At 44.4% G+C, this 26229-nt stretch carries 21 protein-coding genes and 1 pseudogene; 11 read left to right on the forward strand and 11 right to left on the reverse strand.

The annotated features are described in order from the left end of the window. The first annotated feature begins 144 nt into the window (after positions 1 to 144). A complete protein-coding gene (locus tag QUA40_RS01565) occupies positions 145 to 600 on the forward strand; it encodes a DUF29 domain-containing protein (RefSeq protein WP_333121209.1) in 456 nt (151 codons plus the stop codon). 48 nt (positions 601 to 648) lie between these two features. On the opposite strand, the gene QUA40_RS01570 is transcribed toward QUA40_RS01565, so the two are convergent. The 3 genes from QUA40_RS01570 to QUA40_RS01585 form a co-directional block, all read right to left on the reverse strand. After that, positions 649 to 972, reverse strand: coding sequence for a reverse transcriptase domain-containing protein (locus QUA40_RS01570; protein ID WP_333121211.1), 324 nt, complete (start codon positions 970 to 972; stop codon positions 649 to 651). Beyond that, a complete protein-coding gene (locus tag QUA40_RS01575; protein WP_333121213.1) occupies positions 948 to 1529 on the reverse strand; it encodes a hypothetical protein in 582 nt (193 codons plus the stop codon). The genes QUA40_RS01570 and QUA40_RS01575 overlap by 25 nt, the downstream gene beginning before the upstream one ends. Before the next feature lie 855 nt (positions 1530 to 2384). Next, positions 2385 to 4241 (reverse strand): bifunctional 3'-5' exonuclease/DNA polymerase, encoded by a 1857-nt coding sequence (locus tag QUA40_RS01585; protein ID WP_333121214.1) that lies wholly within the window; start codon positions 4239 to 4241, stop codon positions 2385 to 2387. A 109-nt stretch (positions 4242 to 4350) separates the two neighbouring features. On the opposite strand from QUA40_RS01585, the gene QUA40_RS01590 reads away from it, so the two are divergent. The 6 genes from QUA40_RS01590 to QUA40_RS01615 all read left to right on the forward strand — a co-directional run bounded on the left by QUA40_RS01590 (position 4351) and on the right by QUA40_RS01615 (position 9634). After that, positions 4351 to 4911, forward strand: coding sequence for a hypothetical protein (locus QUA40_RS01590; protein WP_333121216.1), 561 nt, complete (start codon positions 4351 to 4353; stop codon positions 4909 to 4911). Next, positions 4908 to 5579 carry a hypothetical protein gene (locus QUA40_RS01595; protein ID WP_333121217.1) on the forward strand — a complete coding sequence of 224 codons (672 nt, stop codon included), beginning with the start codon at positions 4908 to 4910 and terminating at the stop codon, positions 5577 to 5579. The genes QUA40_RS01590 and QUA40_RS01595 overlap by 4 nt, the downstream gene beginning before the upstream one ends. A gap of 447 nt (positions 5580 to 6026) precedes the next feature. Continuing rightward, positions 6027 to 6281 (forward strand): type II toxin-antitoxin system ParD family antitoxin, encoded by a 255-nt coding sequence (locus QUA40_RS01600; RefSeq protein WP_333058483.1) that lies wholly within the window; start codon positions 6027 to 6029, stop codon positions 6279 to 6281. Beyond that, positions 6281 to 6577, forward strand: a complete 297-nt coding sequence (locus tag QUA40_RS01605; RefSeq protein WP_333058482.1) for a type II toxin-antitoxin system RelE/ParE family toxin — start codon at positions 6281 to 6283, stop codon at positions 6575 to 6577. The genes QUA40_RS01600 and QUA40_RS01605 overlap by 1 nt, the downstream gene beginning before the upstream one ends. 411 nt (positions 6578 to 6988) lie before the next feature. Further along, complete coding sequence (locus tag QUA40_RS01610) at positions 6989 to 7210, forward strand: hypothetical protein (RefSeq protein ID WP_194008911.1); 222 nt, start codon at positions 6989 to 6991, stop codon at positions 7208 to 7210. Positions 7211 to 7546: 336 nt separating this feature from the next. Next, positions 7547 to 9634: a hypothetical protein gene (locus QUA40_RS01615; protein ID WP_333121218.1), complete on the forward strand. Its 2088-nt coding sequence runs from the start codon at positions 7547 to 7549 to the stop codon at positions 9632 to 9634. A gap of 449 nt (positions 9635 to 10083) precedes the next feature. Here the strand turns inward: QUA40_RS01615 and QUA40_RS01620 are convergent. After that, positions 10084 to 11404: pseudogene (locus QUA40_RS01620) on the reverse strand (IS4 family transposase). Between the two features lie 234 nt (positions 11405 to 11638). Here QUA40_RS01620 and QUA40_RS01625 point away from each other — a divergent pair. After that, a complete protein-coding gene (locus QUA40_RS01625; RefSeq protein ID WP_333121220.1) occupies positions 11639 to 12274 on the forward strand; it encodes a hypothetical protein in 636 nt (211 codons plus the stop codon). A gap of 3 nt (positions 12275 to 12277) precedes the next feature. On the opposite strand, the gene QUA40_RS01630 is transcribed toward QUA40_RS01625, so the two are convergent. Continuing rightward, the gene (locus QUA40_RS01630; RefSeq protein ID WP_333121222.1) at positions 12278 to 13342 is read right to left on the reverse strand and encodes a DUF5895 domain-containing protein; all 1065 of its coding nucleotides are present in this window, start codon (positions 13340 to 13342) and stop codon (positions 12278 to 12280) included. A gap of 82 nt (positions 13343 to 13424) precedes the next feature. Here QUA40_RS01630 and QUA40_RS01635 point away from each other — a divergent pair, with 82 nt between their 5' ends. Together QUA40_RS01635 and QUA40_RS01640 are read left to right on the forward strand one after the other, a co-directional pair. Continuing rightward, the gene (locus QUA40_RS01635) at positions 13425 to 15359 is read left to right on the forward strand and encodes a type IV secretion system DNA-binding domain-containing protein (protein ID WP_333121224.1); all 1935 of its coding nucleotides are present in this window, start codon (positions 13425 to 13427) and stop codon (positions 15357 to 15359) included. Then, positions 15356 to 16519: a hybrid sensor histidine kinase/response regulator gene (locus tag QUA40_RS01640; RefSeq protein ID WP_333121226.1), complete on the forward strand. Its 1164-nt coding sequence runs from the start codon at positions 15356 to 15358 to the stop codon at positions 16517 to 16519. Before QUA40_RS01635 ends, QUA40_RS01640 begins: the two co-directional genes overlap by 4 nt. Before the next feature lie 345 nt (positions 16520 to 16864). Here the strand turns inward: QUA40_RS01640 and QUA40_RS01645 are convergent, their stop codons facing one another. The 3 genes from QUA40_RS01645 to QUA40_RS01655 form a co-directional block, all read right to left on the reverse strand. After that, on the reverse strand, positions 16865 to 17539 hold the full coding sequence (locus tag QUA40_RS01645; RefSeq protein ID WP_333121227.1) for a response regulator transcription factor: 675 nt from the start codon (positions 17537 to 17539) through the stop codon (positions 16865 to 16867). Positions 17540 to 17812: 273 nt separating this feature from the next. Further along, the gene (locus QUA40_RS01650) at positions 17813 to 18523 is read right to left on the reverse strand and encodes a hypothetical protein (RefSeq protein ID WP_333121228.1); all 711 of its coding nucleotides are present in this window, start codon (positions 18521 to 18523) and stop codon (positions 17813 to 17815) included. Positions 18524 to 18823: 300 nt separating this feature from the next. Next, the gene (locus tag QUA40_RS01655; RefSeq protein ID WP_332980241.1) at positions 18824 to 19255 is read right to left on the reverse strand and encodes a helix-turn-helix transcriptional regulator; all 432 of its coding nucleotides are present in this window, start codon (positions 19253 to 19255) and stop codon (positions 18824 to 18826) included. Between the two features lie 337 nt (positions 19256 to 19592). Between QUA40_RS01655 and QUA40_RS01660 the strand changes: the two genes are divergently transcribed. Next, positions 19593 to 20660: a hypothetical protein gene (locus tag QUA40_RS01660; protein WP_333121230.1), complete on the forward strand. Its 1068-nt coding sequence runs from the start codon at positions 19593 to 19595 to the stop codon at positions 20658 to 20660. A 12-nt stretch (positions 20661 to 20672) separates the two neighbouring features. Here QUA40_RS01660 and QUA40_RS01665 read toward each other — a convergent pair whose 3' ends face one another. From QUA40_RS01665 to QUA40_RS01675, 3 genes are all read right to left on the reverse strand, one after another. After that, on the reverse strand, positions 20673 to 21854 hold the full coding sequence (locus tag QUA40_RS01665; protein ID WP_333121232.1) for a hypothetical protein: 1182 nt from the start codon (positions 21852 to 21854) through the stop codon (positions 20673 to 20675). A gap of 129 nt (positions 21855 to 21983) precedes the next feature. Further along, positions 21984 to 22939, reverse strand: a protein-coding gene (locus QUA40_RS01670; RefSeq protein ID WP_333121234.1) for an IS630 family transposase whose coding sequence is annotated in 2 segments (ribosomal slippage) — positions 21984 to 22600 and positions 22600 to 22939 — 957 coding nt in all. Because the reading frame shifts where the segments join, the coding sequence is not laid out codon by codon here. Positions 22940 to 23253: 314 nt separating this feature from the next. After that, on the reverse strand, positions 23254 to 25887 hold the full coding sequence (locus QUA40_RS01675; protein ID WP_333121236.1) for a DEAD/DEAH box helicase: 2634 nt from the start codon (positions 25885 to 25887) through the stop codon (positions 23254 to 23256). Between the last annotated feature and the right edge of the window lie 342 nt (positions 25888 to 26229).

Raw genomic sequence — 26229 nt, forward strand, 5'->3', positions numbered from 1 at the left:
CAATTGATAAAATTTTGAAATAGAGTGCGATCACCTGTTTTGGGATTGAGGGTAGAGAGAAATGCGATCGCGATCTTGTAGGTTAGTTTAAGGGAACGAAACCCAACAAACTAACCCAACATGATCGTAAAATTGAGGTAAAAAATGACGCTTAAAACTAACTTAACATCTCTTTATGAGAGCGAATATGAGCAATGGTTAGGGGAAACGATTAACCTTTTAAAAGAAAACCGATTCGATGAGTTAGATAAGGAGCATTTAATTGAGGAGTTAGAACTCTTGAGTCGGCGAGACCAAAAAACCGTTGAAAGGTTACTCGAACAGATTATTAGACATTTACTGCTTCTACAATATTGGACTGCCGAATATGATTATAATTCCAATCATTGGCAAGCGGAAATTATGAGTTTTAGAACACAACTTAATGAGGATTTAACTCAAAATTTACGAAATTACCTACAGGAAAACCAAGCAAAAATTTATGAAAAAGCCTTAAAATATGTCAGGCAAAAGACAGGATATGAGATCATCTGCCCAGAAGACTGTCCTTATACCCTTGAACAATTATTTGAGATCAACTGGCTACCAGAAAGAGGGTAAAATCACTGCGATCGCAATTGTGTTTTTGTGAGTGCGATCGCCCTTTGACTAAGTTTTAAGATATAGTGCGATCGGCTGTTTTTGGATTGAGTGTAGACAGATATGCGATCGCTCCTCTTGTAGGTTGTAGGTTGGTTTGAGGAAACGAAGTGCAATCCTCCCAATAAACGTCTTATCCGGATGTTGCTCAACCCGGAGGTCAGCCATCACCTCATTCACCGCCTTAATCGCCTTCCGTAGCCTCCACCGCGTCGGCGCAAGGACAACCAAATCATCCATAAAGCAGACATAAAAGCAGCCAAAATCCGCCATCCGGTCATCCAACGGCTTCAGGTACAGCGCCCCCATCAACGGCGACAACGGACACCCCAAGGAGATCCCTGGGTAATATCGATGAACTTGCTCCCATCATTAACATACCGCCGTAAATAGCCCCAAAGCAACGCCAAAACCGCCTCATCTTGCACATAACGCCCCACAATCCCCATGAGAATCTGATGATTAATACTGGCATAGTAGCCCTTCACATCAGTCCGAAAAACAAACGGGTTATCAGCCACATTTGCCGCCACCTCTCGCACCGCCGCCTTCATCCCCCCACTACCCGCCAAATGAAAACACCGCAGAGAGAGATGAGGTTTGAGGTGTGCGGATAAAACAATCGCCATCGCCTTCAACACCAGCGCATCCAACGCCGACCAAACCTCGATATTCTGCCCCGGACCCCAAATCGCTCGTAATTCGCGAAACAGATAGCGTCCCGACCGTAATAGAGCCTGAAGCTGCGGTTTTTTCTCCTGCCACCAGCACCGCACCTGCCACACATCATTGTTGAAATGATAGTGCGATCGCTTTTGGCATAGCCAAGCATAGACCTGATCGATGACGACATCTGAGGCAATGCGTTTGAGTAAAGTGCGATCGATCATCCGTAAGTTGGTTTCATACTTCAACCCAACACATAGAAGTGTTTCTGATTATATGGGACTCTGATTGAAATTGCGATCGTCATTTTCAATAATTGTAGGGTGGGTTAATGAAATGTAACACGCCATCTCAACCCCCACAGTGCGATCATCGCTAACCAATGTAATTTTCTCTAGATGCGGGGCTTCACGAAGCGCGAACACACCCTACGGCGATCGGATTATATGTGTTAGGTTTTGAGAGTGCGATCGCAAATCAATAACAAGAGCGATCGATATCTGAAAGCTCGGTTAAAGATAATTTTTTTTCTTTGGTGTTAGATTTCGAGCGTAAACTCCAGTCGGATTTAACTGTAGCATATTTTGAGTTAAAGTTAAGGTGCGTTTACCCTGCTTCTCCACCGCTTTGAGCAGGATCAAGACGCTTGATGAAAAAAACAGTCGGAAGAGCCCTCTAAACAATTTCAGATTAATACTACAACCTTTAATTAGCTTTAACTTGATACAACAGTGGCTAAAAGTTTTTCCGATTCCACCATTATCTACAGGCTTGGCTCGATTAAGAGCGTTAATGAATTTTTCCCCAAATCCCTTCTCTTACTTGATGAATGAGAGTGAATTCTTATTTTCTTCTGCCTAGAGTGACAGAAGAGGGGTATATTCATGGTGATTTGAATTCTACTCTTCATTTTCACCACAACAATCGTTGTTTACGGGTGGGAGGTTAGGGGAGGAATCGTGCTGCGACTGTTAGGGGAGTGGGGAATGGGGAGTGGTCAGGAAGTGGAATTTTCACAGCAATGCCTGCGGTGCGGTTTCTCCCTACTTCCCATTCCCCACTCTTTCCCCGTTAATCTCTTACCCTCCCCAACTTTCCATCACCTTAATTTCTACCTCGCAAGGAATCGGAGAGAGAAACTTATTCCCAGCTCTCACCATACATTTTTTAAGCAAGGCTTTAACTGGCCTCACTTCTTCAAGAGGACACTCTATTAAAATTTCATCGTGAACCACACAAATCAGTTTACCCCCAGTGCTGCTCAGAGGCAAAAAAAGTAGAGCAAGAGCGAGTTTAGTAATGTCAGCACTCATCCCTTGAATTGGGTTATTTAGCATCTCATTAAGCAGCGGTTTAGTATCTTTTGACCATAATCTCCTTCTGCCTAACACAGTCCGACTTTCTCGGATACCTCGGCTCCATGCGCTCCGAACTAGGGCGTGAAATCGTTTGATACCTGTATAGGATTCAAAGAACTTCTTGCGAAAGTGTGAAGCTTGTTGCAGCGTTAAAGTGACTCCATGCTCTGCTTGAGCCATATTCTTAAATTTCGTAACTCCCATGCCATAAATTAAACCGAAGTTAATAATTTTGCCGAGCTGTCTGTCTTCGAGAGTAATTTCAGATAAGGGTTTTGCTAGCACCAAAGAAGCTGTGAGAGAGTGCAAATCTTCCCCTTTGGAGTAAGCTTTCACCATCGTGCGATCGCCGGAAACCTTCGCCATGATCCGCAGTTCAATCTGGCTGTAATCGGCTTTGAGCAGGACGTAACCGGGTGCAGCTTTAAAACACTGTCGGGTTTCCTTATCTCTGGGGATATTCGTTAAATTTGGCTCTCGACAACTAAACCGTCCTGATCTAGCACCAATCTGAAACCAATTGGGATGAATGCGCCCTGTAATCGGGTGAATGCGTTCAGGTAAACCCAGAGTAAAAGTATCGATACGAGCCGATAAACTGCGGTATTCTAACAGTGCTTGAATAACGGGATACTCGCCTTGCAAAGGAATTAAATGTTGAGAGCTAGTGGAAGTAACAGGAATACCTTTTTCTTGCAAAGCCGCTAAGACTTGCTTGGGAGAGCGAGGATTAATTGTATCCGTAAATTCGGGCAGCAGAGAGATTTGTTGATTAGGGTTAGGTCGATGGAGTTGCGAATTAATTTGTTTTAAAAGAGAGTCGCGTTGATGACAGAGATTCACTCCCAAAACTCTCCACTGTTCTCTATCTAAAAGCATTCCGTTGAGTTCCATAGAAGCCACCGCAGGCAGACAGGAAAACTCTAGTAAAGCGGTTTTCCAAAGCTTAGAAACTTTCAATTTTTGTTCGAGAGCAGCAGCCAGCGGGAGTAAAATTGCAGCATCGGCAGCAGCATATTGCAGTTGAGCGAGTGTTAAGTTTCCCGACCAATCGCTAACTTGCTGCGTTTTGTCTAGCTTTACTTTCAACAAATTCTCAGTGACAGCCTCTAGGGACAGGTGGCGTTTTAGTCCAGCCGTCAGCACTCGGTAAGCCAAATAGGTATCGAAAAAGGGTTTTGATGGTTCCAGTCCGGCAAAAGCGAGCATTTGCCATTCAAATTTGAGGTTGTGACTTACCTTGAGTGCAGGACTGGCTAGAAGCAAGCGTAATGGTTCGAGGGAACTCGGTTCAATGGCCCATAAATCTACAATGATTACTGGATGGTCAGGAATGGCAAGTTGTAACAATCTAATTTTGGCTTGGTAGGGGTCAAGCCCTGTCGTTTCGCAGTCTATACCGATGATTTTTGCTTGTTGGAATGGTTGAAGGGCTATTTCAAGATTGAAAGCAGTATCGATTAGTTGGTAAGGAGTTTTAAGTGTAACTTGCAACTGAGCTATTTTAAGTTTGTCGGGGGTCAAAAAAGTTGGGATAGCGGTTGATTGTTTCTGCTCTTTTAGTGGATTAGGTTTCATAATTACTTCTGTTCATAAAAATAGTGAAAGGATTGGGAAAATATTGCTTAGATTTAAATTTAAAGATTATGACATATAATGTAGTTATCACAATAATTAGGTTTGGCAATTGAATCGCCCTATCCAGCTTCTTCGAGTTCGAGATCGACAGGTAGTTAATGCTATCCTGACATCCGTTACTGAGAAGCATTTAGAAGATGCCACAACCCTCTGGGAACCAACCCTTCGAGGGAGTGGAGAAGAAGATGAATACTGGAATTGGGTTAGTAAAAGCTATCGAACTCAATTTTTACCGGGAGATGAACTATATGCCATTGAGTGTGACGGCATAACTCAGGGTTTAATGACTATCGATATTTTTAAAAAACGCTGCTATATTGAGTCTCAATTGAGACGAAGATTGGTGTACGTCAGAGCCCTAGCAACGGCTCCCTGGAATCGACCAACTATTAGCAATCCTCCCACTTATAAGGGAGTAGGTGGAACTCTGATAGATTTTGCGCTCGCTCGTAGTGAGGAACTAGGATACCAAGGAAGGATAGGCTTCCACGCATTGCCTGGTGCGCTAGTATTTTATAGAAAGTTGAAAGTGGGGTTGCTAGACTGCGGTCCCGATCCTGAAGAACCCGACAATCTTAATTACTTTGAAACATTAAGGACAGACAGATGAGTAACTCAATTCCCTCCCAGCCCCAATCCACAATAGATGATACAACCAGTTATCCGCGCTTGATGGAACTGATAGAAGCAGAAGATGCAGCTAATGGAGAAGTTGGCTGCGGTCGGAATTTGGGTAATAAACCTTCAGTTTATCTGAAAACCTGCGGTATCAATATCTCTGATGAAAAGCTAAGAAATTTGTTAAGGGAGTATTTAGGTCATTTATTGATGGAGCTAGATTTTGACTCAATCATCAACCAGGTGAGTCATTTCGTAGAGTCATTAGTCGTGCAGGAACACACTCAATTAGAACACGTAAGACCAGCCTTAATGCTCTTAGAATCAGTTTTTGAGCAAATTCCTGCGAAAGAACTCAAACAATGTATTGAGTCAGAGTTGGGGGAGTTTTGTTCGGAAACTGCGCTCGAGCAAATTGTTCAGTATACTGGTCAAGTGATTCACTATTCAATTCTTCAACCTCGACATAAGTGGCCCAAACCTATTTGGGTACTAAGTGCTCTTGAGAAGGTGTATATTGCTCAGGCATCTAGTTTAGATGCAGCAATTGCCCAAGTTAAAGGACAATATCCCGACGAAACCGGAGAGTTGCAAGTAATAAAAGTCGGAGGTGTTCTCGCACCAAACCAAGTGATTTGCTTGGAGTTATTGAACAATTAATAAAAAATGCAGAATATGTCCGGTATTCTGAGTAACGCTGGAGGATGTCTTGTGCAGTTAGCGGTTTCATTGCATAATAGCCAAAAGTTTTCAGCGAGGTGAGCGCGATCGCGGTTGGAAAAATGAACTTGCTCAAAATGTTGGGTACGATTGATCTCTCCAGGTCAACTGTAGGTAATCATTGTAAATTCGGATTAGTTGGAAACCCACTTGGGGCATGATTATACATCTCCATAAATTACAGATAAGTCTAAGCAGGATAAGGGTTTCAGATTCATTTTTGGAGATGTCTATTGGTTCATTTCGATCGATCGCGAGAGTTACTTGAGAAATTGCTCAACTCGCTTGTACACAAGAGCGAGTTTTTTAGTACAATAATAACAACGATTGCTATTCCCTGTTATTAAGGCGAAAATGGAATAGCCCAAATTACAGGAGGACTCAGGCATGAACGTGTCTTTGACACCAGAGTTAGAGCAGTATGTCCAGGAGAAAGTCTCAAGCGGACTGTATTATTCTGCTAGCGAGGTAATCCGTGAAGGGTTGCGCCTGTTGAAAGAACGGGAACAATTCCAGCAAACTCGCTTGCAGGAATTGCGGCAGGAAATTCAGCTAGGGCTAGACAGCGGTGAAGCAACTCCCTTGGATATGCCAGCAATCAAGGCAAAAGCGCGGCAGCGTCGGCGGAGGAAACCGCAGTAATGGCCACGATCGTTAAACGCCCGCGTGCTGAACTGGATTTGCTAGATATTTGGGACTACATCGCTGATGATAGTTTAGATCGGGCTGACGAGTTTTTAGATCGCGTTGAGGGAAAACTGCAAACCTTGGCACGTAATCCAGGATTGGGCAGAAGGCGTGAGGAACTGTTAGCTGGGTTGCACAGCTTTCCGATCGGCAATTATGTGGTGTTCTATCGGGAAATTGAAAATGGAATAGATGTAATTCGTGTTCTGCACGGTTCACGGGACATTGAAGACATTTTCAGTCGCGGCTAACTCCTTGTAATTCAAGTGCGTATTCAAGACGTACTGCCTGCCAATATAGAGAGTTTGGTTGTGGAAGTGTTGCGTAAATTCGAGTCACCAATTGAGTTAGGGGCATTAATTTCAGTAGATGAAACGCGCTCTCGGGTTAGAATTCTACCTATTACACCGCGATAACTGCAAAACCAAAGATTTTAGTGCGCGATGATCGCACTTTGTCACCTCTCTTAACTCTCTTAAAGACATTTTTCTCGACTTCGTAGCATTGCCCAGTGCTGAGAGCCGTTAGGCAACCTTCCTAAAGCCGCCCCCTCCATTTAGAGGGGGTAATTTTTACTGAACGAAATCGCTCACAGGAATGAAGTTGCACGAACTCGATGCGATTTAAATTGGAATTATTGACCACATAAACTAAGAAAAACCATGCACAATGCTTCGATTGAACCTAATTCCGGCTATAACAACTCCGGTTACGAATCGGCACCCGATTTGACTGTCGGTTACTCGTCATCTAAAGAAGTTCGCCAAGGTAATTTTGACAACGGTTACCAAGAAAATGTGTATGACTTGTCCAACCTAGCAGATACTCCTTGGACAGATTCAGCAGTCCGCCCGAATCCACAGCTTGAGCTGGAGCTTGATTAAAGAAAAAAGCGAAGATGGAGAAATGCAGTCCTGGACGCACTATCAACCTAAAAAAACCAGTTTCTCGTTCTCATGCTCAACCTCAAATGACGGAATTACATAGGAAGGCCAGGTTTTTGGGTAATTCCTAAAATGGAGAGGAAAAGAGGGAGAAAGGTAGAGAGGAAGAGAGGGAGAGGGGGAGAGAGGGGGAGAGGGAGATTTAGCTGATGGCTAATTTCTGCAATACTGCTCTATTTTTCGTAATGTTTTAAAAACCATTTAAAGTTTTTCCAAACTAGAGAGAATAGAGCAGATTTTTTTACCCGCATTTGAGTTAACATCAATAGGATTCTCATGAACAGTCCCAAGCAGTTAAAAAAATCAAGCCAGGTAGGATCTGCCTTAATAGCTGCCAGTACACTCTGCCTAATTTTTGCTTTCATCAGCATTACTTTCTTCAGCTTTCCATCAATTGCTAGCGCTAGTTCCTTACCTACTAAAATTTGGGAAAAAGAGCAATCTAGAGTTTTGCTGCCAGATTGGAGCCAGATTACCTTTAGTTCCCTGCCCGCCGTTGCTAGTTCTGGAAGTTCGGGCGATCGAAGCTGGCAAGCCGGCACTTCTGTTGACAACATCTTGAAGCTGGGGGACATCAACGATGTAAAACCTGAAATTCTGTCTTTGCAAGCAATTGAACAATTGGCACTAGGAGATATCAATTTAGAGAATATCAGCTTGTCAGCATTTCCCTTAGCTGGTAAGCAAACTGTCGGTCACTTGGCTGAAATTGTTCCGAATCTTAGCCAATTTCAATTGAGCGATGTTCCTCCAATTGCTTCTTTATATTCTCAAATAGCCGGAGTGAATCCTAACATCAATCAATTATCAATTGGTCAAGCTGTAAAACAAGTACCACAACTAGCACAGGCAAAACTTAACCAAATTGATCTATCTGAGTTTGCGATCGCCCAAATCCCCAACCTTAATAGCGTAAATTTAGAACAGTTCTCTGGCTGGTCAGAGGAACTCATCAGCAATATTCCGCTGCTGAGTCAAGTCCCGCTTTCAAGCTTTCCGGTTCCTATTGCGTCCATTGGCAGCGCAGTCATGCGAATTGACACGATCTACAGTCGGTACGAGAGCAAGCGCAATAACACAATTTCCGGTTCTGATGTAGAAGGATTTGCGGTAGCGTGCGAGAAAGATTGCGCTTATATCGAACTCGACGACATGGAAAACGCCGGTCGCCGCGCCACAGGGCCGCTAGAAGGCAAGCAGTGGATTAGCGGCAAATACCAGGAAGTGCGAGGTGGTTCTGGCTGTTTGACCGGTTGGGAACCGACGGGACGGCATCCTTTTGGGGAAGTGTTTAAAGTAGTGGTAATGGAACCGTCAGAAACCAGCGATACTGTTGACACGGCTCTGTACTTCAGGTTTAGTTTGCCCTGCGGCAAATCGCCTTACATTATTGGCCCGGTTCCGTTTCTCAGTTACAGCGTTAATTCGCCTATGTTTGTCGGTCGATTGGAGGGCGGTTCTTCTAACAGTATTTCGCGTTCAAAAGGCGTCGCATCTGAAACAAAACCTTCAAAGCCGCTGAGTTCAAATCACGCTCGAAAAAACGCTTTACCAACTCAGCCTGTACCTGAATCAAAGCGAGAGTGCGCGCGCCCAGCGACTTACGTTAACGGTGTGGATGTGGCTTTATTAGGAGAGGCGTTAGCGAAGCTTTCCGAAGGAATCGCCAATTTGGAAAATGCAGCCAGTGCCGACTACGAAGCCATTGGCGAGATGGTTTGTACCGAAGGATCTCGCAACTGCGGGCGGGCGATCGGTCGCTATCAGTTGATGAGTTACCGGGAAGACGTGCAGCGTGCTGTCAGCTCAATTCCAGGGGGGGCTAACTTTATCCTGAACATCAACAAAGGCCAAAAACCTACAAGAGAGGAACTCTTCCAATATTTTCCTCCTGCTGTTCAGGATAAAGTCTTGCAAAATTCTCTAGCTGAGAGCTTAGTCAGCAGCCAACAGGAAATTGACCCTAAAACTGGGCAAATGTTCAGGGGCGATCGTTTAATTGAGCGACTAGCACAGAAACACTTTGGCGGTTCGGGCAGTAAAATTGATGCCAGCTATTCCAACATTTTAGGTGGCTACTCTCTCAAACAGTACGGGGAAAAAGTTCGAGAGCTTTATAACCATAATATCAGCGACAATTGCCAAGCTAATTCTGGTGACAGCAATGGCATCAGCAACTCGGTCGGCTCCGGCATTACTTTAAATGCTAGTTGGAGTATTAAGGTGGCGCTGTTCATTAGCTCTTTTTTGGTGGGAATGTGGTTTTTAATTCAACTTTTTCACAAGCGAAAGCAGCAAATCTTTTTGATACTAATCGGTTTGGGGATAGCAGTTACTCTTGGCACGGCTGCGCTCTCCCATTGAACCAGGGGAAAAAGGAGGTGGAAAAGCAAGTTATTAACAACTATAAGCTGTTGTGCATTTAAATTGTATGTTAAGTGCGGGCTCTCCTGCCTACCCCACAAGAGTAAAGATTTATTTTACTCTGCAATTTAAATGCGGATTAGCTTAACAACCTTCTCTACAACCAGGACGTTTTTAATTGCTGAAACCATTGATTTTATGGCATTGATATCAATTTCGGTTGTATCGAAATGATTAAACCACAGAGGGCACAGAGGACACAGAGAAAGAGAAGATAGAGATAATAATTCCGATGTCAACTGATTAGATATGACTTCTAAGCTGTTCAGGATATAAATTGTAGAGTCGTTTAGTATTCCCCGAAGGAAGTCATAAAAATTGACTGTAAGATTTAGACATACAACAGCTTACTTCAACAAAATACTCTCTCTCTTATCATTGGTGACAAGTTAAGGCTCAAAGCCAGTTGTCAAGGGGATTTTCGGCAGTGGCTCAAAGAAAAATGGTTCTCCACGTAGGGTGGCATCCGGAAAGGGAGCGATAATCAATTTTAACTTGGGTTTTCGTTGAGCTTTGACAATCCCTAAATCTCGATTTTCCTCGGCGGCTAAATACTTCACGGGGTCAGCAGCTAAGCCTTTGTGATGAGCTACTTGAAAATGATACAGACCTCGATAAATCATCTCCAAAGAAATGCTCTCAAATTCCAGGGACATCTCGTCAGCCACCGCATCTCCTAAATCTACCAAAAGACCATAAAACAGCCAAGTTCCCCAAATCTGTAACTTGATGCCATTTAGGGAACCCGTCCATAAATAACTGAGTCCTAACAGCCGTTTTACTACGTTAAATGCCTCTTCAATCCGCCAGCGCCGTCGGTACAAATCCGCCACCACATAGGGCGGGAGAATGGCTGGGTCGAGTACGGAGGTCAGGTAAGAATGCCAGGTGTTCCCCGAACGCACTTCTATCAAACGTAAGGTGATAAATGGAGTCTTTTTCGTTCCCGAACCCAGACGCACTCGGCGGTCTCGCAGACTATAGCTGTTGGTCAACACGCCCTCGACTTGTATCGTCGCTCGTTTTTTGAGTCGGGTAATAAAATCCACGCCTTGTTCTCTCAATTGATGCCAAAATTGAAAGTGATAAAACCCTCTATCTAGTAGCAGTAAGGTCTGGGGTTTGACTAATGCTAACAGGTCTTTCTCCCAGGAGGTGTCCGAGGCTCTGGGATTTTCGTCAAATCCAATCTCGATAGGCAAGCGGGTGATTAAATCGATGACCACTGTCATCTTTCCCGCTAATTGACCTTTGGGGAGAGTTTCTAAACTTTTGAGTTTCCGAAATAGAGCTTCTAGGGTTGAACTGTCGGCAATCCAAATCTGCTCAAAGCAGCGACGGGCAAACTGTGTACTTTCGGGTTCAAGACGGCGACTTCGTGAGCACCAAGCCTGTCTCAGATGGGGCAACAATTCTTTGAAAACTCTCTCGAATAACTCGGCGGGAAAGGTCAAAAATCTTTGAGAAAGAGCTTGTTGACTTACCTGTGTGGGGGGACACCATAATAAACCTTCTCTTCCTAAGATGCGACTTAATTCCCTGACTCCTGCCACATCTCGCCCGACTTAGAGTCAGGAGCGCTGCCACCATCAATGGTAGGTTGAGTATTCGGTCTCTGAGCCCCAGCCGGCGGTAGTAATTTTCTTGAGCGGTAATGGCGGGCGTGACCAAGGCTTCGAGTTGGGCAGCGACCACTTCGTCTTCGACCATCGGTCGTTGGCTCTTCTTAGCATGGTCTCTATTAGTTTTTCGGGTTCGGCTCATGAGGACTCACCGGGGCTAGATGACTTATCCAGTCTGAGTTTCACACATTTGAGCTTGTAGAGAAAGTCCCTCTTGACTTTCGAGCGCTCTTCTTAACTTGTCACCAATGCTCTCTTATTCTCTTTTTTTTCTGCTTTATTGTCCTTTTTTTTCTTTTTTTTTGTATGATGGGAGTAACAAATGGTTAAACAAAATAGAGTTAAACAACAAACAGCAGGCACCCAAAAGATTGTCACCCCCCCGGTTTGGTTAAATCAACTTGGTTACTGGTTTCGCATTGGTTTGACAGTGTTTACCGCCCTGTCGCTATTATTGGGGACAGTTGCTTGCACGAATTCTAGTTCAGCAACAACGGCACCAGCTTCTTGGCAACAAGCTTTGCGAGTCACTCCAAAAGAAACTTTAACCCTAATCGTAAAGGAACACAGCAGTCTTCCAGAACTCAAAGTAGCGGCTGGGCAAAGTGCTGTGGCGGAAGCGATTAAGAGAATGCGAGTGTGGCAAGTTAATGGCTCGGTAGGACGGCTGAACCTTTATGATTTCAATAATTCCACTCTGTGCGGCACAAAAGGCTGCCTTTATGTTGGCTACTTAATTCCTAATGATTCAAGTCAAATGCCAACAGAAGTATTTGCAGCTTATCTCGACCCCCATAAACCGCCGAAAACTCCTTTGTTTAAGGCTGACAGTTCCTCACACGAGGGTTTGCCTTGTCTAGGAGTGAATCAGCTTTCCAAAGAAGGCCGCCGCCAGCTTCAATTTTGCTACGACGGCCTTACCTATCAACTTGCTGAAAGCCAGCTTTTCAGTAGTTAGTGTTTAGTAGTCTGCGGGTTCATCGAAGTCAAAATCTTCTGCTGAATCAACCTCAACTTCAACCTCAGCAGCCTCGGAAAATTCATCTAATTCCTCTAATTCTGAGTCTGTTCCTCCTTCAACTTGTGCAATTTTGCGAGGGGGTGACAATTTACCTCGATTTTTGCGGTTAGTTACGCTTTCTGGCAACGCCTGGACTTCAGGTTCGACACCAGCAGCTATAGCTGGCAACCCGGCCTCGCTAGCGTCAATAAACCCAGCAATGCTATTGTGCAGTCCCCAAATCAATTTCTTTTGTGGTTTTTGACCGAGAAATAGCTTGGGAAAATTAGCATCAGTTGGCTGAGTAATGCTGTGAGTTTTGCAGCAAAAGGATTTATTTTTGCCTTCCCCTTCTTTGAGAGCTCTAAACTCGACATTCAACACTCCCAAAGAGCGCCACTTGTCATTTTTACCGCTGTAATCTCTCCCAAAGCAATCAGCAAATGCCCGTTCCAAATTGCGGTAAAATTCTTCTCTAGCGCTCTTAAAGCTCCAGAGGGCTACATTCTTGAAGCGGACGACAATCGGTACCTGATGCAGGGGTTGGTTTTTGGGATTTAGAAAGATGAGAGCGTGTTCGGAACACACTTCCTGCGTCTTTTTATCGAGGGAATCGCGATATTCGTCGTAAAGCCCAATAAAAGTACCTGCTAATTCTCCATTTTTTTCAATATCTTTGTAGCGGATGTACTCAGGCACAAAAGCTAATACCAACATTCTCGCTTTTTGGAGAAGTAAGCCTGTCACTTCTTCGCTTAGTTCGACCGTTGTCAATTCCTCAACATTAGGCATTACGTGCCATTCCGCTTTGACAAGCTGGTCGTTCGGGAGCAAAATACCTGCTGGGTTATCGTTAATCACGATTCCATAGGGCAAAGAGGGTTTGCGAGTTTGGTTGTAATCACTGTTGAATAGCTCCGGATCTATCTCGTAATAATCAGCACTCTTGTTCTTTTGCGTGTTGGACTTTCCACTAGAATTCTGTACTGTCTTACTGGGAGATTTCGCGTTATTGCTTCTTACCATTGTTTACCTATTTTTGTCATGGTCTCCCCCTTGAGGCGATAGCCGCTATCTGAAACATTTAGTTTTTTTAAGAGTTAAGAAAATGAACAATTTGCAATTTTTGCCTAAAATTAACAAAGCTACCTTGGTACCAATGGCAGTTCAACCTCCTAAACGTTCGTTAACTAGCATAGATGTTGGGGGGTTGTTGGGTCAGTTTATGAAGCCAGAGGGACTGGCAATGTTAGGGCTAATGGCAGGCTTACTTATTGTTTCCAAATTAGTTGGAAACGGAAAGGGTAAAATTACCTCCGGGCGGCTGTGCGGAACGGCAGAAAAATTGGCAGCCACAGGCTCTGCCCTCAAGCAAATGAAAGAAAAAAAACGGCAGCCCGTTACTTTGTGGAGCGGTACGCCGAGTTATTGGTTTAAAGGTTGTCAGGGATTGAGTGCTCGATTGCAAACGCTATTAGGTGCAAATCCGACGGTTTGGTTTCCCCACGCAGAACGCGGAACTTTAGTCATTGGTGCTCCGGGTTCTGGCAAAACATTCAGCGTCATTGACCGCATGGTTGAAAGTGCATTCCAGCAAGGTTTTCCTGCCATTATTTACGACAAAAAAGGAGACCAGATGAAAGTGCTTGCACCCCTTGCAGTGCGCTATGGCTACGATGTGCAAGTGTTTGCGCCAGGGGAAGCTTACAGCGGCACTATCAATCCTCTGGATTTTATGAGAGATGCACAAGATGCAGTAATGGCAGCAGAAATTGGACAAGTTATTGCTCGAAATGCTAGTCCGGGGGAGAGTAAAGGCAATGAGTTTTTCGAGAAAGCAGGCGAGTTGATGGCGAAGGGTTTAGTGCAGTTGGCAAAAAGCAGTCCTTACCCGGATTTAGCTTTTGTGTACGCAATTATTCAACTGCCTGATTTGGTCAAGCGCATCGACCACGCCGTTCACCGACCCGACGGTCATCCCCTCAAAATGGACAGGTGGATTGCCTCTAGTTTTTCGCAGTTATTAAGTTCAAAAGATGCTGAAAAAACAGTGGCGGGCATCAAGGCAACCGCAGAGGCCACCTACTCCAGTTTCATTCAAAAAGATTTGCTGCGGGCATTTATTGGTCGCAGCACCATTCCGATTGCTTTAGAAGGCAAAAAGTGCATTATTTTCAAATTAGATGACCAAAGACGCACTGTAGTGGGGCCGCTGTTAGCTGCTGCTATTCATTTATGTGTGGTGTCTAATTTGAGCCGGGTACGTTCTGACCCATTTCTGTACTGCTTAGACGAGTTTCCGTCTCTCAAGTTCGACAGAATGGATCAGTGGGCTAACGAATATCGTTCTGCTGGCGGCGTGCCGATTGTTGGCATTCAATCACTCAATCAACTCTATAATCTCTATGGGGATAAAAAAGGGGCTGCGATCGCCAGTGCTTTGTCAACTCACGTCCTCTTCAACCCCGGCGATTTTGATACAGCCGAGAAATATTCTAAGCGGTACGGGGAAGTGGAAGTGCTGGTAAAAAATCGATCGACCGGCAGTTCGACGGGGCAGCAAACGAGCCGTTCTGTCAACTGGAGCGAACAGTTGCAAAAGAAACCGCTGATTAGTCCTGACGAAATTCTGAGGTTTCCTCAAGGCAAATGCGTCATCACTTCACCGGCCTACGCAACGGGGGCGGAAGCTTTATTTCCCTACCCTCTCAAGATTCCGGTGCGGCCCGGCGACATAAAGCGAGCTAAAGAGTCTGAACAACTGTGGGACAGCAGCATCAGACCGCAGCTTGAAAGGCGGGCGAAAGCTTTGTCAGTAGAGCAGCAGACGGGTAAACTGCTCAATATAGATGAAGAGCTGGATCAGCGGATTCGATTCGCTCGGGCATTGCTGCCACATCCGAACGATCCAGAAGAACCGGTGACTGTGGCTGATGTTAAGTCGCCTGTTAATGCGGCTGGTGCGAACAGCGCGGCTGGGAAAATAGCAGTTGGCAATATTCGGAAAAAACTCAAAACTCTGTCCTTTGGTGGCGATAGATGATGGAGCAAACTAAACAATTTTTGGCTGACATTTTGATTGTTGACGATATTCCCGCTAACATTCAACTACTTTCTCAATTGCTAATTGAAAACGGTTACAAAGTCAGGAAGTTGATTAGTGGACAGCGAGCTTTAAAAGCAGTAGAGTTGCAAGCGCCAGACTTGATTTTGCTAGACATAAAAATGCCCGGTATGGATGGTTATGAAGTCTGCCGTCAACTTAAAGGATCTGAAGCTACTTGTGATATCCCTATAATTTTTATCAGCGCTTTAGATGACGTATTTGACAAAGTAAAAGGGTTTGAGGCGGGCGGTGCTGACTACATTATAAAACCTTTTGAGCCTGTTGAAGTGTTAGCGCGGGTATCTGCCCAACTTAAAATGCAGCGCCTGCAGCAGCAACTTCGCTCCGCTAACGTGCAATTGGCTGCACAAAATGTTCAGCTAAGCCAGGAAATTCAAGAAAGACAGCAAGCAGAAGCCAATTTAAGAATGCTGTTGCACGCTGTTTCGCACGATTTGCGATCGCCTCTATCAGGAATGTCGCTACTGCTGCGAAGTCGCCTCAATGATGCTGCCAGTAACATTGTTATTGATAGGCGGACTGTGGAGGTTATGGTGCAAAGTTGTTCGCGCCAACTCCAGTTGATTGAGTCACTAACAGCAACACAACAGTTTGATGTGAAAAGTGCTTCTTTAGCCATAAAGCCGCTGTCGCTGCCCACTTTAGTCCAAAATATTCTTATTGAAAGATTACCAATTCTCAACCAGCATCGAGTCAAGGTTAAGCAGCTTTTTGCAGCAGATTTGCCTTTAGTCAATGCTGATGGTCAGCAGCTCTGGCGGGTGTTTGGCAATCTGATCGACAATGCTGTTAAATACAATCAGTCTGGGTTTATTTTGACTGTAGAAGCTAAAAAGGAAGGTGAGATGGTTCGCTGTACGGTTGCAGACAATGGGGCAGGAATTTCTCCTCAGCAATGTGCAAGATTATTCGAGCCTTATACGAGGGGAGTTGGAGTTAGTTTAAGGCAAGGGTTGGGATTGGGACTTTACATTTGCAGGCAAATTGTTGAGGCTCACGGCGGAGAGATTGGCGTTGATAGCGAATTGGGAAAAGGAGCGAGGTTTTGGTTGACATTGCCAAAGTTTGAAGATTGACAAGCTGTCAGAAACGGTAATTTTTGAGAACTAAACTTTATCAAATACGATCGCCTATTTGATAAAGTTTAGAAATGAAATCTCATGACGCCATTTATTCACAATCGCGCCAGCCAAAAATGATCTCGAAGAACTGCTACTCCCACTAGGAACAGTTAATCTCGATCGCGATGTCACTTCTTAAATACGCTAAATTAGCGTTTACTTTAGTTCGACTGCCGTCACTCCAGGATATGCAGAAACCCTGGGAGTTTTGGGAAGAATGCCAACTGCAACATTAATCTTTGAACCGTTGAGCAACCCGGTTACAGGTGTAGGAGGATGTCACTTTCTTAGTTCCAACGGCTAAACCAGCCCCAAGCGCAATGCTTTAACTGCTGCCTGGGTGCGATCGCTCGCTTCAAATTTAGCTATAATCATCTCTACATGACCTTTGGCGGTGTGGACGCTCATGCCTAGCTCAGCGGCAATTTGTTTATTGCTTTTACCCTCAACTAGCTGCTGCAAAACCTGCATTTCCCGTTCAGTCAGCTTGATGTCGTCCGCATAGCTATCGGGCAGTGGCGTTTTGAGATTTTGCAGCACGCAGTCGGCAATCTTACGGTCTAGGTAACTGCCACCTTCTTGCACAGTCGTAATCGCTGCTAGAAGTTGTTCTGCGTTAGTGCCTTTAACGCAGTAGCCGTGAGCGCCGCTTGACAAAGCCGCCATTACGTGAGTTGGATTGCTGTGGTGGGTGAGCATCAGGATGCGAGTATGCGGCAGTGCGGCTCTGATTTGCTGCGCGGCTGCAATACCGTCGATTCCGGGTAAGTCAATGTCCATCAGGGCGATGTCTGGTTGGTGTTGCAGTGCAGCACTGACGGCTTCGTTGCCGTTAACAGCTTGTGCGACAACTGTTAAATGGGGTTGGTTATTGAGGATATGCTGTAGACCGAGCTGCATCATCGGGTCATCTTCAACTATCAGGATGGTTTTTAGTTGGCTTGTTTTTGCTTGGGTGGCGGTAGTTGCAGTCACGGCTAAGATTCCTACTACATTTTATCCATAGTCTATTGTTTTTCCTCATATTAAAGAGTGTCATCCTCCTATGGAGAGAAGAAAATTATTGATTTTTGGGCAATTTCGTCGGAAGGTGGATGTCTCTCGATAGGAGGATGGTAATAAAGTCGATTCTCCTGAGTTTTAGGTGATCGTAAAAATTCTAGTGATGCGACCCGAAAAGCCCGTGCGAGAGGCTCACACTACCGTTCCCACCACAAATCCAGAAGAGCTATACACAGTCTGAACAGATTAGATCGACACTTCGTTGACTTCATCCAAATTGATTTCATCCAAATTGATTTCATCCAAATTGATAGCTGTTGCTACTTCCTTCGGTTGAGGTGTTAGATAACCATTGAGCTTGATAACTGTTTGTTCTGTCTCTCGTTCAATGGCAGTCAAAAGCCAATTTTGAGTTTGTCGGTGTTGCTTGCTATCCCAGGCAAACTGAACTTTTTCTGCTGGTTGAGTCGGGTGCAGTGCCAAAATAATCAGTTGTAGCTTGTGAGGCTCGATCTCGAAGAATTCGGCAGCTACCCATAACTTAACTCGGTCTTGCCAAGTCAGTACAGGATGGCGAATCGCCCACTCAAATAGTCTGGGTGTTCCTTTGACTAAACCCACATTTGTACGGACTTGTATCACTTTAAATGGAGAAGAAGGGGAAGAATTTTCTTCTGTCACTCCCCTTTTTGTTCGGTCTAGTTTTGTTTGAAGTGGAATGTCAACCAACAACTTTCGCTGCGGTAAAAACAGTGATGGCGATAGTTCTTTGAGCTGGAAAACCCACTGCTGGAACTGGGGCTGACTGTTGAGAATTGGCTCGACAGGTAATCCCATTAAAATTTGCTTGACAAGCAGTTGCAAGCGTTCTTGCAGATAGGAAGGAACAAGAGGTGGCTCTTGTAGTGGGCTAGTATGAATAGTTTGATTGAGGTCTGATAGAGTAAGGAGGTACATTGCTCAGAGGATAAAAGGCTGAGCAATAGCGGCGATCGCCAGAAGTAAGGGAGAGTCTTTGCTGACAACTTAAGACCGATCGCTGGAGTCAGGAGTCAGGATTCGGATACTTAACGATTCCTTGATCGCCCCGATTTGAGTTTTCTAGCCAAAATCCGAGTCAATTCTGATCGTAATTGTTGATTGACAAATGCTTCTGCCGCTTAAGTTGTCACCAATTGGGGGGAGTGGGGAAGGAGACGGTGATTTTTCTGGTTTCTCAACAGAAAACCCTAATGGTGCAGGCTGCTCGTTACTTAACTATACAAGTTTGGCTAAAAATGCTACTGATGAAGAAATGATATCGGCAATATCATCGGGATCGAGGGAATAAATCTTTGCTAAAACTTCTTTTTTAATTTTTTCAGAGCCTATCTTCTTGCTGCCACTCACTTGACCTATCGCCACCTCATCCAAACCGCGTTGATAAACTGATAGGGATATATCTCCGTCCAAATAAAGTTGCAGAGTCGTGGTACTGCCACCGCTTAACTTTGCCAGTTGCCGAAAGTTCTTAGAATCGGATTCGGGTATCGTTTTCCCCTTTAACCACCGATATACTGTTGAAAAATCTACTCCGATAGCTTCTGCTAAAGCGCTTTGAGTCCAGCCTTCTTTCAGCAGCAGCTCGATCAACTGAGTCAGCCGCTTTTGGCGATCGAGTATAAGAGAAGACACAGAGCTAACAGTCACAAGTGCTTACCTGACGCTATTACCGTACATTATTTTACTTTCTGTAGCAGAGAAACCTCTCCGCTACAAAAGGGAGGGATTGAGACAAGACCTTTCGAGAATCAGATAAATTACCTCGGATCAGATAAATTACCTGGCACTATACATCTATTTAACGGTAAAGTCCTTGTATTTGCAAGGTTTGAGCAATTTTTTGACGATCGCATTTTTGACTGCCCCTGCTGTATTTTACCCCTTTTCTACAAAATTTGAGCAATCAAAGCCTTAATCGATTACGCAACTACTCTTGCATTATGCAATACTTAATCTTGCACCGCGCAAGACGGACGGAACATCAATGTCATCCTCCAACACAGTTCGCGGTTCTGATGCACATAACTTCTCTGTTGTTCTCCGCGCTGAACTCACTGCGAGAGTTGCACAGGACTGCCAGCTAAACAAAGCCGACGCTAAAGATTTGTCTGCCCAGAGCAGTACGCTCACTGATGCTGAAGCATTAGAATTAAGCAGCTTGGAATCTACAGTCGAACGGAGCTTGAAAGCTTTCTGGGAAATAGGGCAAGCTTTGCGCCAGATCCGGGATCGGCGCCTCTACCGACAAGACTTCTCGACTTTTGAAGACTATTGCACTAATCGGTGGGAAATGTCTCGTCGCTGGGCCTACCAATTGATTGACGCGGCAACCGTCTATGAAAATGTGCGCCATGGCGCACAAATCCTTCCCGCCAATGAGCGCCAAGTTCGCCCTCTCGCTGCACTACCCTCCCAAGAGCAGCCTAGGGCTTGGGCCCAAGCTGTTGCTACGGCTCCTAACGGCAAACTTACGGCTTTTCACGTTGCCCGAGTTGTTGAAGAACACCAGAAGAAAATTTCGACGAATAAGTCTAACAACGAGAATAGTTCCAAAAACCAACGAACTCTTTCAACCAATCATCCATCATCAGACGGTAAGATTTCAGCAGCCACTCAAGAGAATGCTGGGGAATTGGGAGCAACATCCAGTCAGACAGAAACTCAATGGCGAAGCTGCTGGAACTGCTACCACTGTAGTTTTGAGCCAATTCAAGGCAACCCCCAGAGTTTTTATTGTCACAAGCTAGGCAAACTAAGCTTTATTGAGAAGGATGGTAACGAACGCGGAGCTGAATGTAAATTGTGGCTCGATCGATGGATCGAGCCAGAGTTAGTCAAGAAGGCAAAACGAGCCCAACGAGATACTTTTACCTTAACTCTACAGCTCCCGATAGACCTGCAAGCCCAGATGCAAGATGCGGCTAAAACTCAAGGGCTGGCTGTAGTAGATTGGGCTGCACAAGTTCTCAAAGCAGCAGCTTCTACAATCAGTTTTGCTTCTGAAGTCCAGCCTACTCATAACATTACGCCCGCCGCCACAAGTGAGAATTAGGTACGTATTGGGCTAGAAATCGTCCAAATTAAACAGCGTAAATTGATGAGGCGATGTTGTCGTATTTCTGGGTCGGCGTTTGCCCTTAACAACTTCTTGAACTACTGGATTAGAGTGAATTGATGTCTGATCATTCAAGTCAATAACTTCTGAGCTTTCTCCTGAACTTATTTCATGTTCGACAGGACAATCAGTATGATTTTTAGCCTGAGACTCGACAGGCTCAAACCACTCAGTGTACCAATAAGTGGCGTTCATTGATTGGGGTCGATCGCTACTTAAAGTATTGCCAAGGAGCAAATCAGTTTGACCCAACCACCAAATCGGAACAGCCAGCCAAGGTGAAAACATATAAAACTGAAACAAAGCGCATTTTAACAGAGTAGGGTCTATATCTTGACCGATACCGCTCAGACAGTAATTCGACTGTGTTAACATTAAAGCACCCGTACCGCACGCAGGTTCATTGAAGCTGGAAATTCGCTCTGTCTTATCACCACTGACTAACTTAGATATCAACTGACACAAAGCTAAAGGTGTCGGATAAAACCCTGAACTTTTTTGAGCAGTCTTTCCGCAAATTTGGGGTAGCAGCCTGCCCATATAATCTTCAGGATACAGCATGAGAATTGACAGGTCAAACATCTGATAGAGACGCATTGATGCACCTTCACAGCCGGCGGGTTCTTTGGGTAAAATCTTGTAAGCTGGATGTCCGAATGCGAACAAAACCCAGTCCAAGAAAAACTCCAAATAGTCCCAAGCTGACCAAGTTTTCCATTCTCCATGTTGAGGAATGCAATTGAGAGTGTTATCTAGCATGGCTTCTGCGGTAGGAGAATGCTGCCATTCGATTTGGGGAATCGGTTCTGCTGGCAAAGTTTCCTCAATTACAAATTTGGGTAAAATTTCGGGTTTCCTGTTCTCCAGAAGGGCTAGCATTGGCTCCATCTTCCACCGCATCCAGGCATGAGCGGGGACAGCTTGACACAAAGCCCAATAATCCCACCTTCCCCATAAACATCGGTCTATTTGTGCGAGAATTGTTAAAAGCCAGCCCGGCTTTAAATCTCGTTTGAGGTTGGGAATTAAAGCTTGCTTTTTCTTAGGTTTATAGGGTTGATTTCTGAAATGTAACAGCGTTGACTCTCTAGTCTTGGAGTCAATGACTGGTAAGACAAGCTTGTTTTTCATAAGTACAAGTCTGAAAAATGCACCCCTAAAAACCGCAGTAGCGGTTCGCACAATTCTATGTTGATGCAAGCAGCGTCTTGTTTAATAAAAACAGTAAAAAATTTTGGGGAATAGAGTGTATAGCCTTTCTCAGAAAGATGAGGTACAATAACAGCAGTGTGTAAACCAGTTAAAAATATTTGACGATGTAACTTGTCCGAACGCAAACTCGATGGCTTTTCCTAACTCTTGATAATTAGTAGTCTTGATTGAACGGAGAATGATTTTAAGTTTTGACCACAGATTCTCAATTGGTGAAAAATCTGGTGAATAAGGTGATAAGTATATTAATTTTGCGCCTTTCTTTTCAATAGCTTTTTTGACTTCTTCTCCCAGGTGTATAGGACAATTATCCATCACCACACAAGCACCTTTCCAGAGTTTGGGTACGAGTTTTCTGATAATAAAAGCTTCAAATGTAATTGCATCAGTTCCGCCTATTAGATTAACCGATGTCAAAATTTCATTGACTGACATTGCTCCAATTATTGAGACATTTTTGCCACGTTTAGTTGGTTTGGGTCCCTGGGCTCTGTCACCTTTTAAAGACCTAGCATATAACCTAACCATTGCCAAATTAACTCCCGATTCGTCAAGGAATATTAAGTCTTTCAAACTAATCTTTTTAATTGTTTCCCAGAACTCACATCGCAGGATTTGAACTCGGTCGGTGCCTTTGCCTGAAGGGAATAGAGTTTTTTTTTTACAGTAATGTTTAAAAGTTTTATCATTCTTCCTATGGTAGCTCTACTAACGGAAAATCCGATTTTTCCATAAAGTAAATAACGGAGTTCTTCAAGAGTTGCATCATTATTTTCTTCAATCAATTGGGCCAAGATGAGTAGTTGCTCCGCATTGAGTTTGCCTTTGACTCCACATCGGTCAGTTCTCGGAGTAATGTTTTTTGTTTCACGATATTGTTTAAGCAATTTTTGTACAAAACTCAGGGCTACAGAAAAACGCTTAGCTATTGCTTTTTGTGAAATGGGTTCAGTATGATAAGTATCAAGGATTTTTTGCCTAAAATCAATCGAATAAGCTTTCATTTTTAACAATGTATGAAGTTTGGTACAAGTAAACGTGTTGTGAGTCAAGCAGATCGTGCTGTCAAAAAAATGCTATTATGTGTGGTATGGCTTTCGCGTGGCTTTACTGAACCATGTAATTATAGTTCATTTGAGCTGAGCTTCTCTGTTTGACCCTCACGAGTGAGTGTCAGTAACATGATACCTCATCTTTCTAAGAAAGGCTATAGCTATTTTCACACAAAAAAGCTACACTCTATTCCCACTCCCATTTTCCCTATTTCTCTCTCCTTATTCCCCTTTCTCAGCCGTCTATTCCACCCATTTTTTGATATTTAAGGAGTAGAAAATGCTTCGCACAGCAGCAGCCCCACCTGCTTAAGTAAAGCTTTATTGCCATCAGGGCATCCCGACTGAATCAAACATTTAGGACAGCCAGAACTGCAAGAACAACTGCGGGCTAACTCAGCAGCCGCATGAGCTAATTTAGGGAGAGAACGAAAAATAGCTTCCGAGGTTCCCGAACCCCCTTCTGCTAAATCGTAAAAGAGTCCTGCATAGTCATTTGCACCTCTCTTCTCTACCAGAAAATTCACATCATTAGGTGAAGCCAAAATAGTCAGAGGTAAAGCTGCTAAAATTTGATGGCCGAAACTGTGAATAGCCAACAAATTCGCGGGGTACTCCCACAACTGCTGATATCCGGGAGGAATCGGCTGTTGAGACTGAAGCAATTCCTGGCGAGTAGCTGTTACTACGTGTTGCAGGTAACATTCAACCCGGGAATTCAAACTAATTTGCAGTACAGGAGTCGCAAATTTTATTTCGTAAGGTTGCTCAAAGTTTACCTCATTAAGAACCGATGTTAGCTCAGCCGAGCGAGTTCTCTTGCCACAAACAGGACAGGCAGTACATTTTGGTAAATGCTCTCTGTAATTGACACACTTTCTATTGAGACAAGTTAACTCGTAATTGCGAGTTAATAATTGATAACCAGTGACAAGTTGGCTAATTTCCCCCCAAGCCAGTTCCAGAATAGCTTGAGCTGGAATTGCATTACTATCCGTTGAATTGGTTTGAACATTTCTTTCAACTTCTGGAATAAGCAACGGGATTTGTTGAGGCAAACTCAAATTCTGCTTGAGGCTGGTATCAGTGTGGCTAATCGCTACAGTAAACAGTCGAGTTTCAGGGCTGTTTTGCAAAATAGCTTTGCCATTCAAGAGCGAGCGCGAAGTATAAGTCACCAAACAGCCGTCTGAGTTTTGCGTGCGGTAAATAGCACCAGGAAATACCTCTCGATAAGCAATCTCCGCACTGAGGAATTCAATCTCTTCTTGAGTATCCGCATCCACCAGTTGTATCGTGCTAGCACCCGTTCCCCCTCGAAAGTTTACATCTTTATGCGGAAAGCCCTTAGCCCATAATTTATCCCGGCTTTTGTGAAGAACACCTTGCTCAATTAAAGCCGTTGCAATTTGAGGAGCACTCTTGCCAAAGTAGTGCTTGAGCTTATTGACAGGAATGCCTGTTTCGACAGCCGCGCACATCAAATGTTTGGCAATATCTATGGGATAATTGGCATTAAAGCTCACCAATTCAGATTCGGCTGACACCAACAATTCAGGGCGCTCGGCAAAATAGTTATCCAAAGGTGATTGTGCAATGGGAATGAAGACAATTAAACCGGAGTTTGTCCGACCGGCTCGGCCAGCCCTCTGCCTGAAAGCTTGCAAGCTTCCCGGCCATCCCCTAATAATAGCAAAATCAAGTTGAGGCAAATCAATTCCCGCTTCGAGAGCGCTAGTGCTGAGGATACACTTAACTGTTCCTGACTGCAAAGAGTTAATAATTTCCATGCGGCGCTCGCTTGTTAAACTGCCGTAAAAAATTGCTACTTGCGACTCAATTCCCGAGTTAGTTTGAGTTACAGCTTCTTGCTTAAAAGTTGCCCACAAGTTCTTAATTGCTTGTCGGCCGTTACCGAAGCAAATTCCGCTTTGCCCTTGCTGCAACAAAAACATAATGATGCGAGCAACATCGGAATTAGCATCATGAGTGGGTTTAGTAACAATTAATTGCCGTTCTGGGACAGCAGCTCCGCTAGAGTTAATCCAAACTAACCGCTCGGGTTTATTGATAGTTCGCTTTCGACTTCTACCAGATAGTAACTTCGCTAATTTAACGGGATTGCCAACGGTAGCACTCAACATCAGGAATTGCAGTTTTTGAGAACAACCTCCGCGCTCGTCTACTGCCAATTTTAAGCGGCGAATTAAGCTAGCCATGTTAGCTCCGTAAACTCCGTTAAAAGTGTGAGCTTCATCTAGGACAATATAGCGGAGGCGACTTAAAAAATGCTGCCAAGGCTGACTCCAGTGAACGCCTTTCAGCGCATAGTGAATTAATTCTGGTGTTGCGCTGATTATGCTAGGGTTTGCAGCTAATAATTGTTCTCGGGTTTTGGGAGGAGTATCTCCAGTTAGAAGGGCAAGGCGCGGGCGGGCCGGCTCAGGAATCAGTTGGAGCAAATCGGCAAGTTTTTGACTTTGGTCGGCTGTTAAAGCTTTCAAGCCATAAATAGAGAGTGCCGTAAATTGATGTTGGAGAATGCCCTCTAAAATAGGCAAGTACGCACTTAAAGATTTGCCAGAAGCTGTTGCTGTGCTGAGGATGACATCTTTGCCCTGGCGCACGGCTTTGAGTGTTTTAATTTGGTGCGAATAAAGCTGTTGAATGCCTTGGCGGTGCAAAGCAGAAATTATTGAAGGCGGCAAGTCTTGAGGAATTTTGTAGAGCTTAGGAGTTGTAGCAGTCGCGATTGTCTGATAAATAACCTCTTCGCCTAAAAACTCACACAAATCGGCTGTTGCAGTTGGCTGCAAGTGGCTTGCTTCTGGGAAGTTATTTTGGTGAAAGTCAGGTCTGGCTATTAGCTGGGAAAGAAGGTTGATATAATTGGGAGGCATCGGTCACTCTACGAATGAATTTTTTCTCTTTTACTACCGATAGGTAGGAAAAAGAAGGAGAGAGGAAATTCCAAAAAAACCAACTGGGAGTCGGACTGCTTTGGGTAGCAATTATGGGTTTTAATTCAGGAACTAGGGAAACGGTAGGCCTCTGGCTGACTGCGCGATCGCCTCGTGAGGCACTATAATGAGTCTTGCAGGAGTCGTGAAACTCTCTTCTCTTTCTGACCTTCGCGTGCTTCGCGATTCGTTTAAAACTTGTTTTTTTCAAAACTTATAAAAAAAGTTCGGCAAGCGGAAAACTCATCGGCTTTAGCCATGAGATGTAAGCGGCACGGGCGG

Source organism: Microcoleus sp. Pol11C3, from assembly GCF_036701485.1.
GTDB lineage: Bacteria > Cyanobacteriota > Cyanobacteriia > Cyanobacteriales > Microcoleaceae > Microcoleus.

What these genes read in the sequence shown, in the direction of transcription:
- QUA40_RS01615 (WP_333121218.1), top strand. Translation starts at nt 7,547, where the DNA reads ATGAACAGTCCCAAGCAGTTAAAAAAATCAAGCCAGGTAGGATCTGCC.
- QUA40_RS01640 (WP_333121226.1), top strand. Translation starts at nt 15,356, where the DNA reads ATGATGGAGCAAACTAAACAATTTTTGGCTGACATTTTGATTGTTGAC.
- QUA40_RS01600 (WP_333058483.1), top strand. Translation starts at nt 6,027, where the DNA reads ATGAACGTGTCTTTGACACCAGAGTTAGAGCAGTATGTCCAGGAGAAA.
- QUA40_RS01625 (WP_333121220.1), top strand. Translation starts at nt 11,639, where the DNA reads ATGGTTAAACAAAATAGAGTTAAACAACAAACAGCAGGCACCCAAAAG.
- QUA40_RS01595 (WP_333121217.1), top strand. Translation starts at nt 4,908, where the DNA reads ATGAGTAACTCAATTCCCTCCCAGCCCCAATCCACAATAGATGATACA.
- QUA40_RS01605 (WP_333058482.1), top strand. Translation starts at nt 6,281, where the DNA reads ATGGCCACGATCGTTAAACGCCCGCGTGCTGAACTGGATTTGCTAGAT.
- QUA40_RS01660 (WP_333121230.1), top strand. Translation starts at nt 19,593, where the DNA reads ATGTCATCCTCCAACACAGTTCGCGGTTCTGATGCACATAACTTCTCT.
- QUA40_RS01635 (WP_333121224.1), top strand. Translation starts at nt 13,425, where the DNA reads ATGAACAATTTGCAATTTTTGCCTAAAATTAACAAAGCTACCTTGGTA.
- QUA40_RS01565 (WP_333121209.1), top strand. Translation starts at nt 145, where the DNA reads ATGACGCTTAAAACTAACTTAACATCTCTTTATGAGAGCGAATATGAG.
- QUA40_RS01630 (WP_333121222.1), bottom strand. Translation starts at nt 13,342, where the DNA reads ATGGTAAGAAGCAATAACGCGAAATCTCCCAGTAAGACAGTACAGAAT.
- QUA40_RS01675 (WP_333121236.1), bottom strand. Translation starts at nt 25,887, where the DNA reads ATGCCTCCCAATTATATCAACCTTCTTTCCCAGCTAATAGCCAGACCT.
- QUA40_RS01665 (WP_333121232.1), bottom strand. Translation starts at nt 21,854, where the DNA reads ATGAAAAACAAGCTTGTCTTACCAGTCATTGACTCCAAGACTAGAGAG.
- QUA40_RS01650 (WP_333121228.1), bottom strand. Translation starts at nt 18,523, where the DNA reads ATGTACCTCCTTACTCTATCAGACCTCAATCAAACTATTCATACTAGC.
- QUA40_RS01575 (WP_333121213.1), bottom strand. Translation starts at nt 1,529, where the DNA reads ATGATCGATCGCACTTTACTCAAACGCATTGCCTCAGATGTCGTCATC.
- QUA40_RS01585 (WP_333121214.1), bottom strand. Translation starts at nt 4,241, where the DNA reads ATGAAACCTAATCCACTAAAAGAGCAGAAACAATCAACCGCTATCCCA.
- QUA40_RS01610 (WP_194008911.1), top strand. Translation starts at nt 6,989, where the DNA reads ATGCACAATGCTTCGATTGAACCTAATTCCGGCTATAACAACTCCGGT.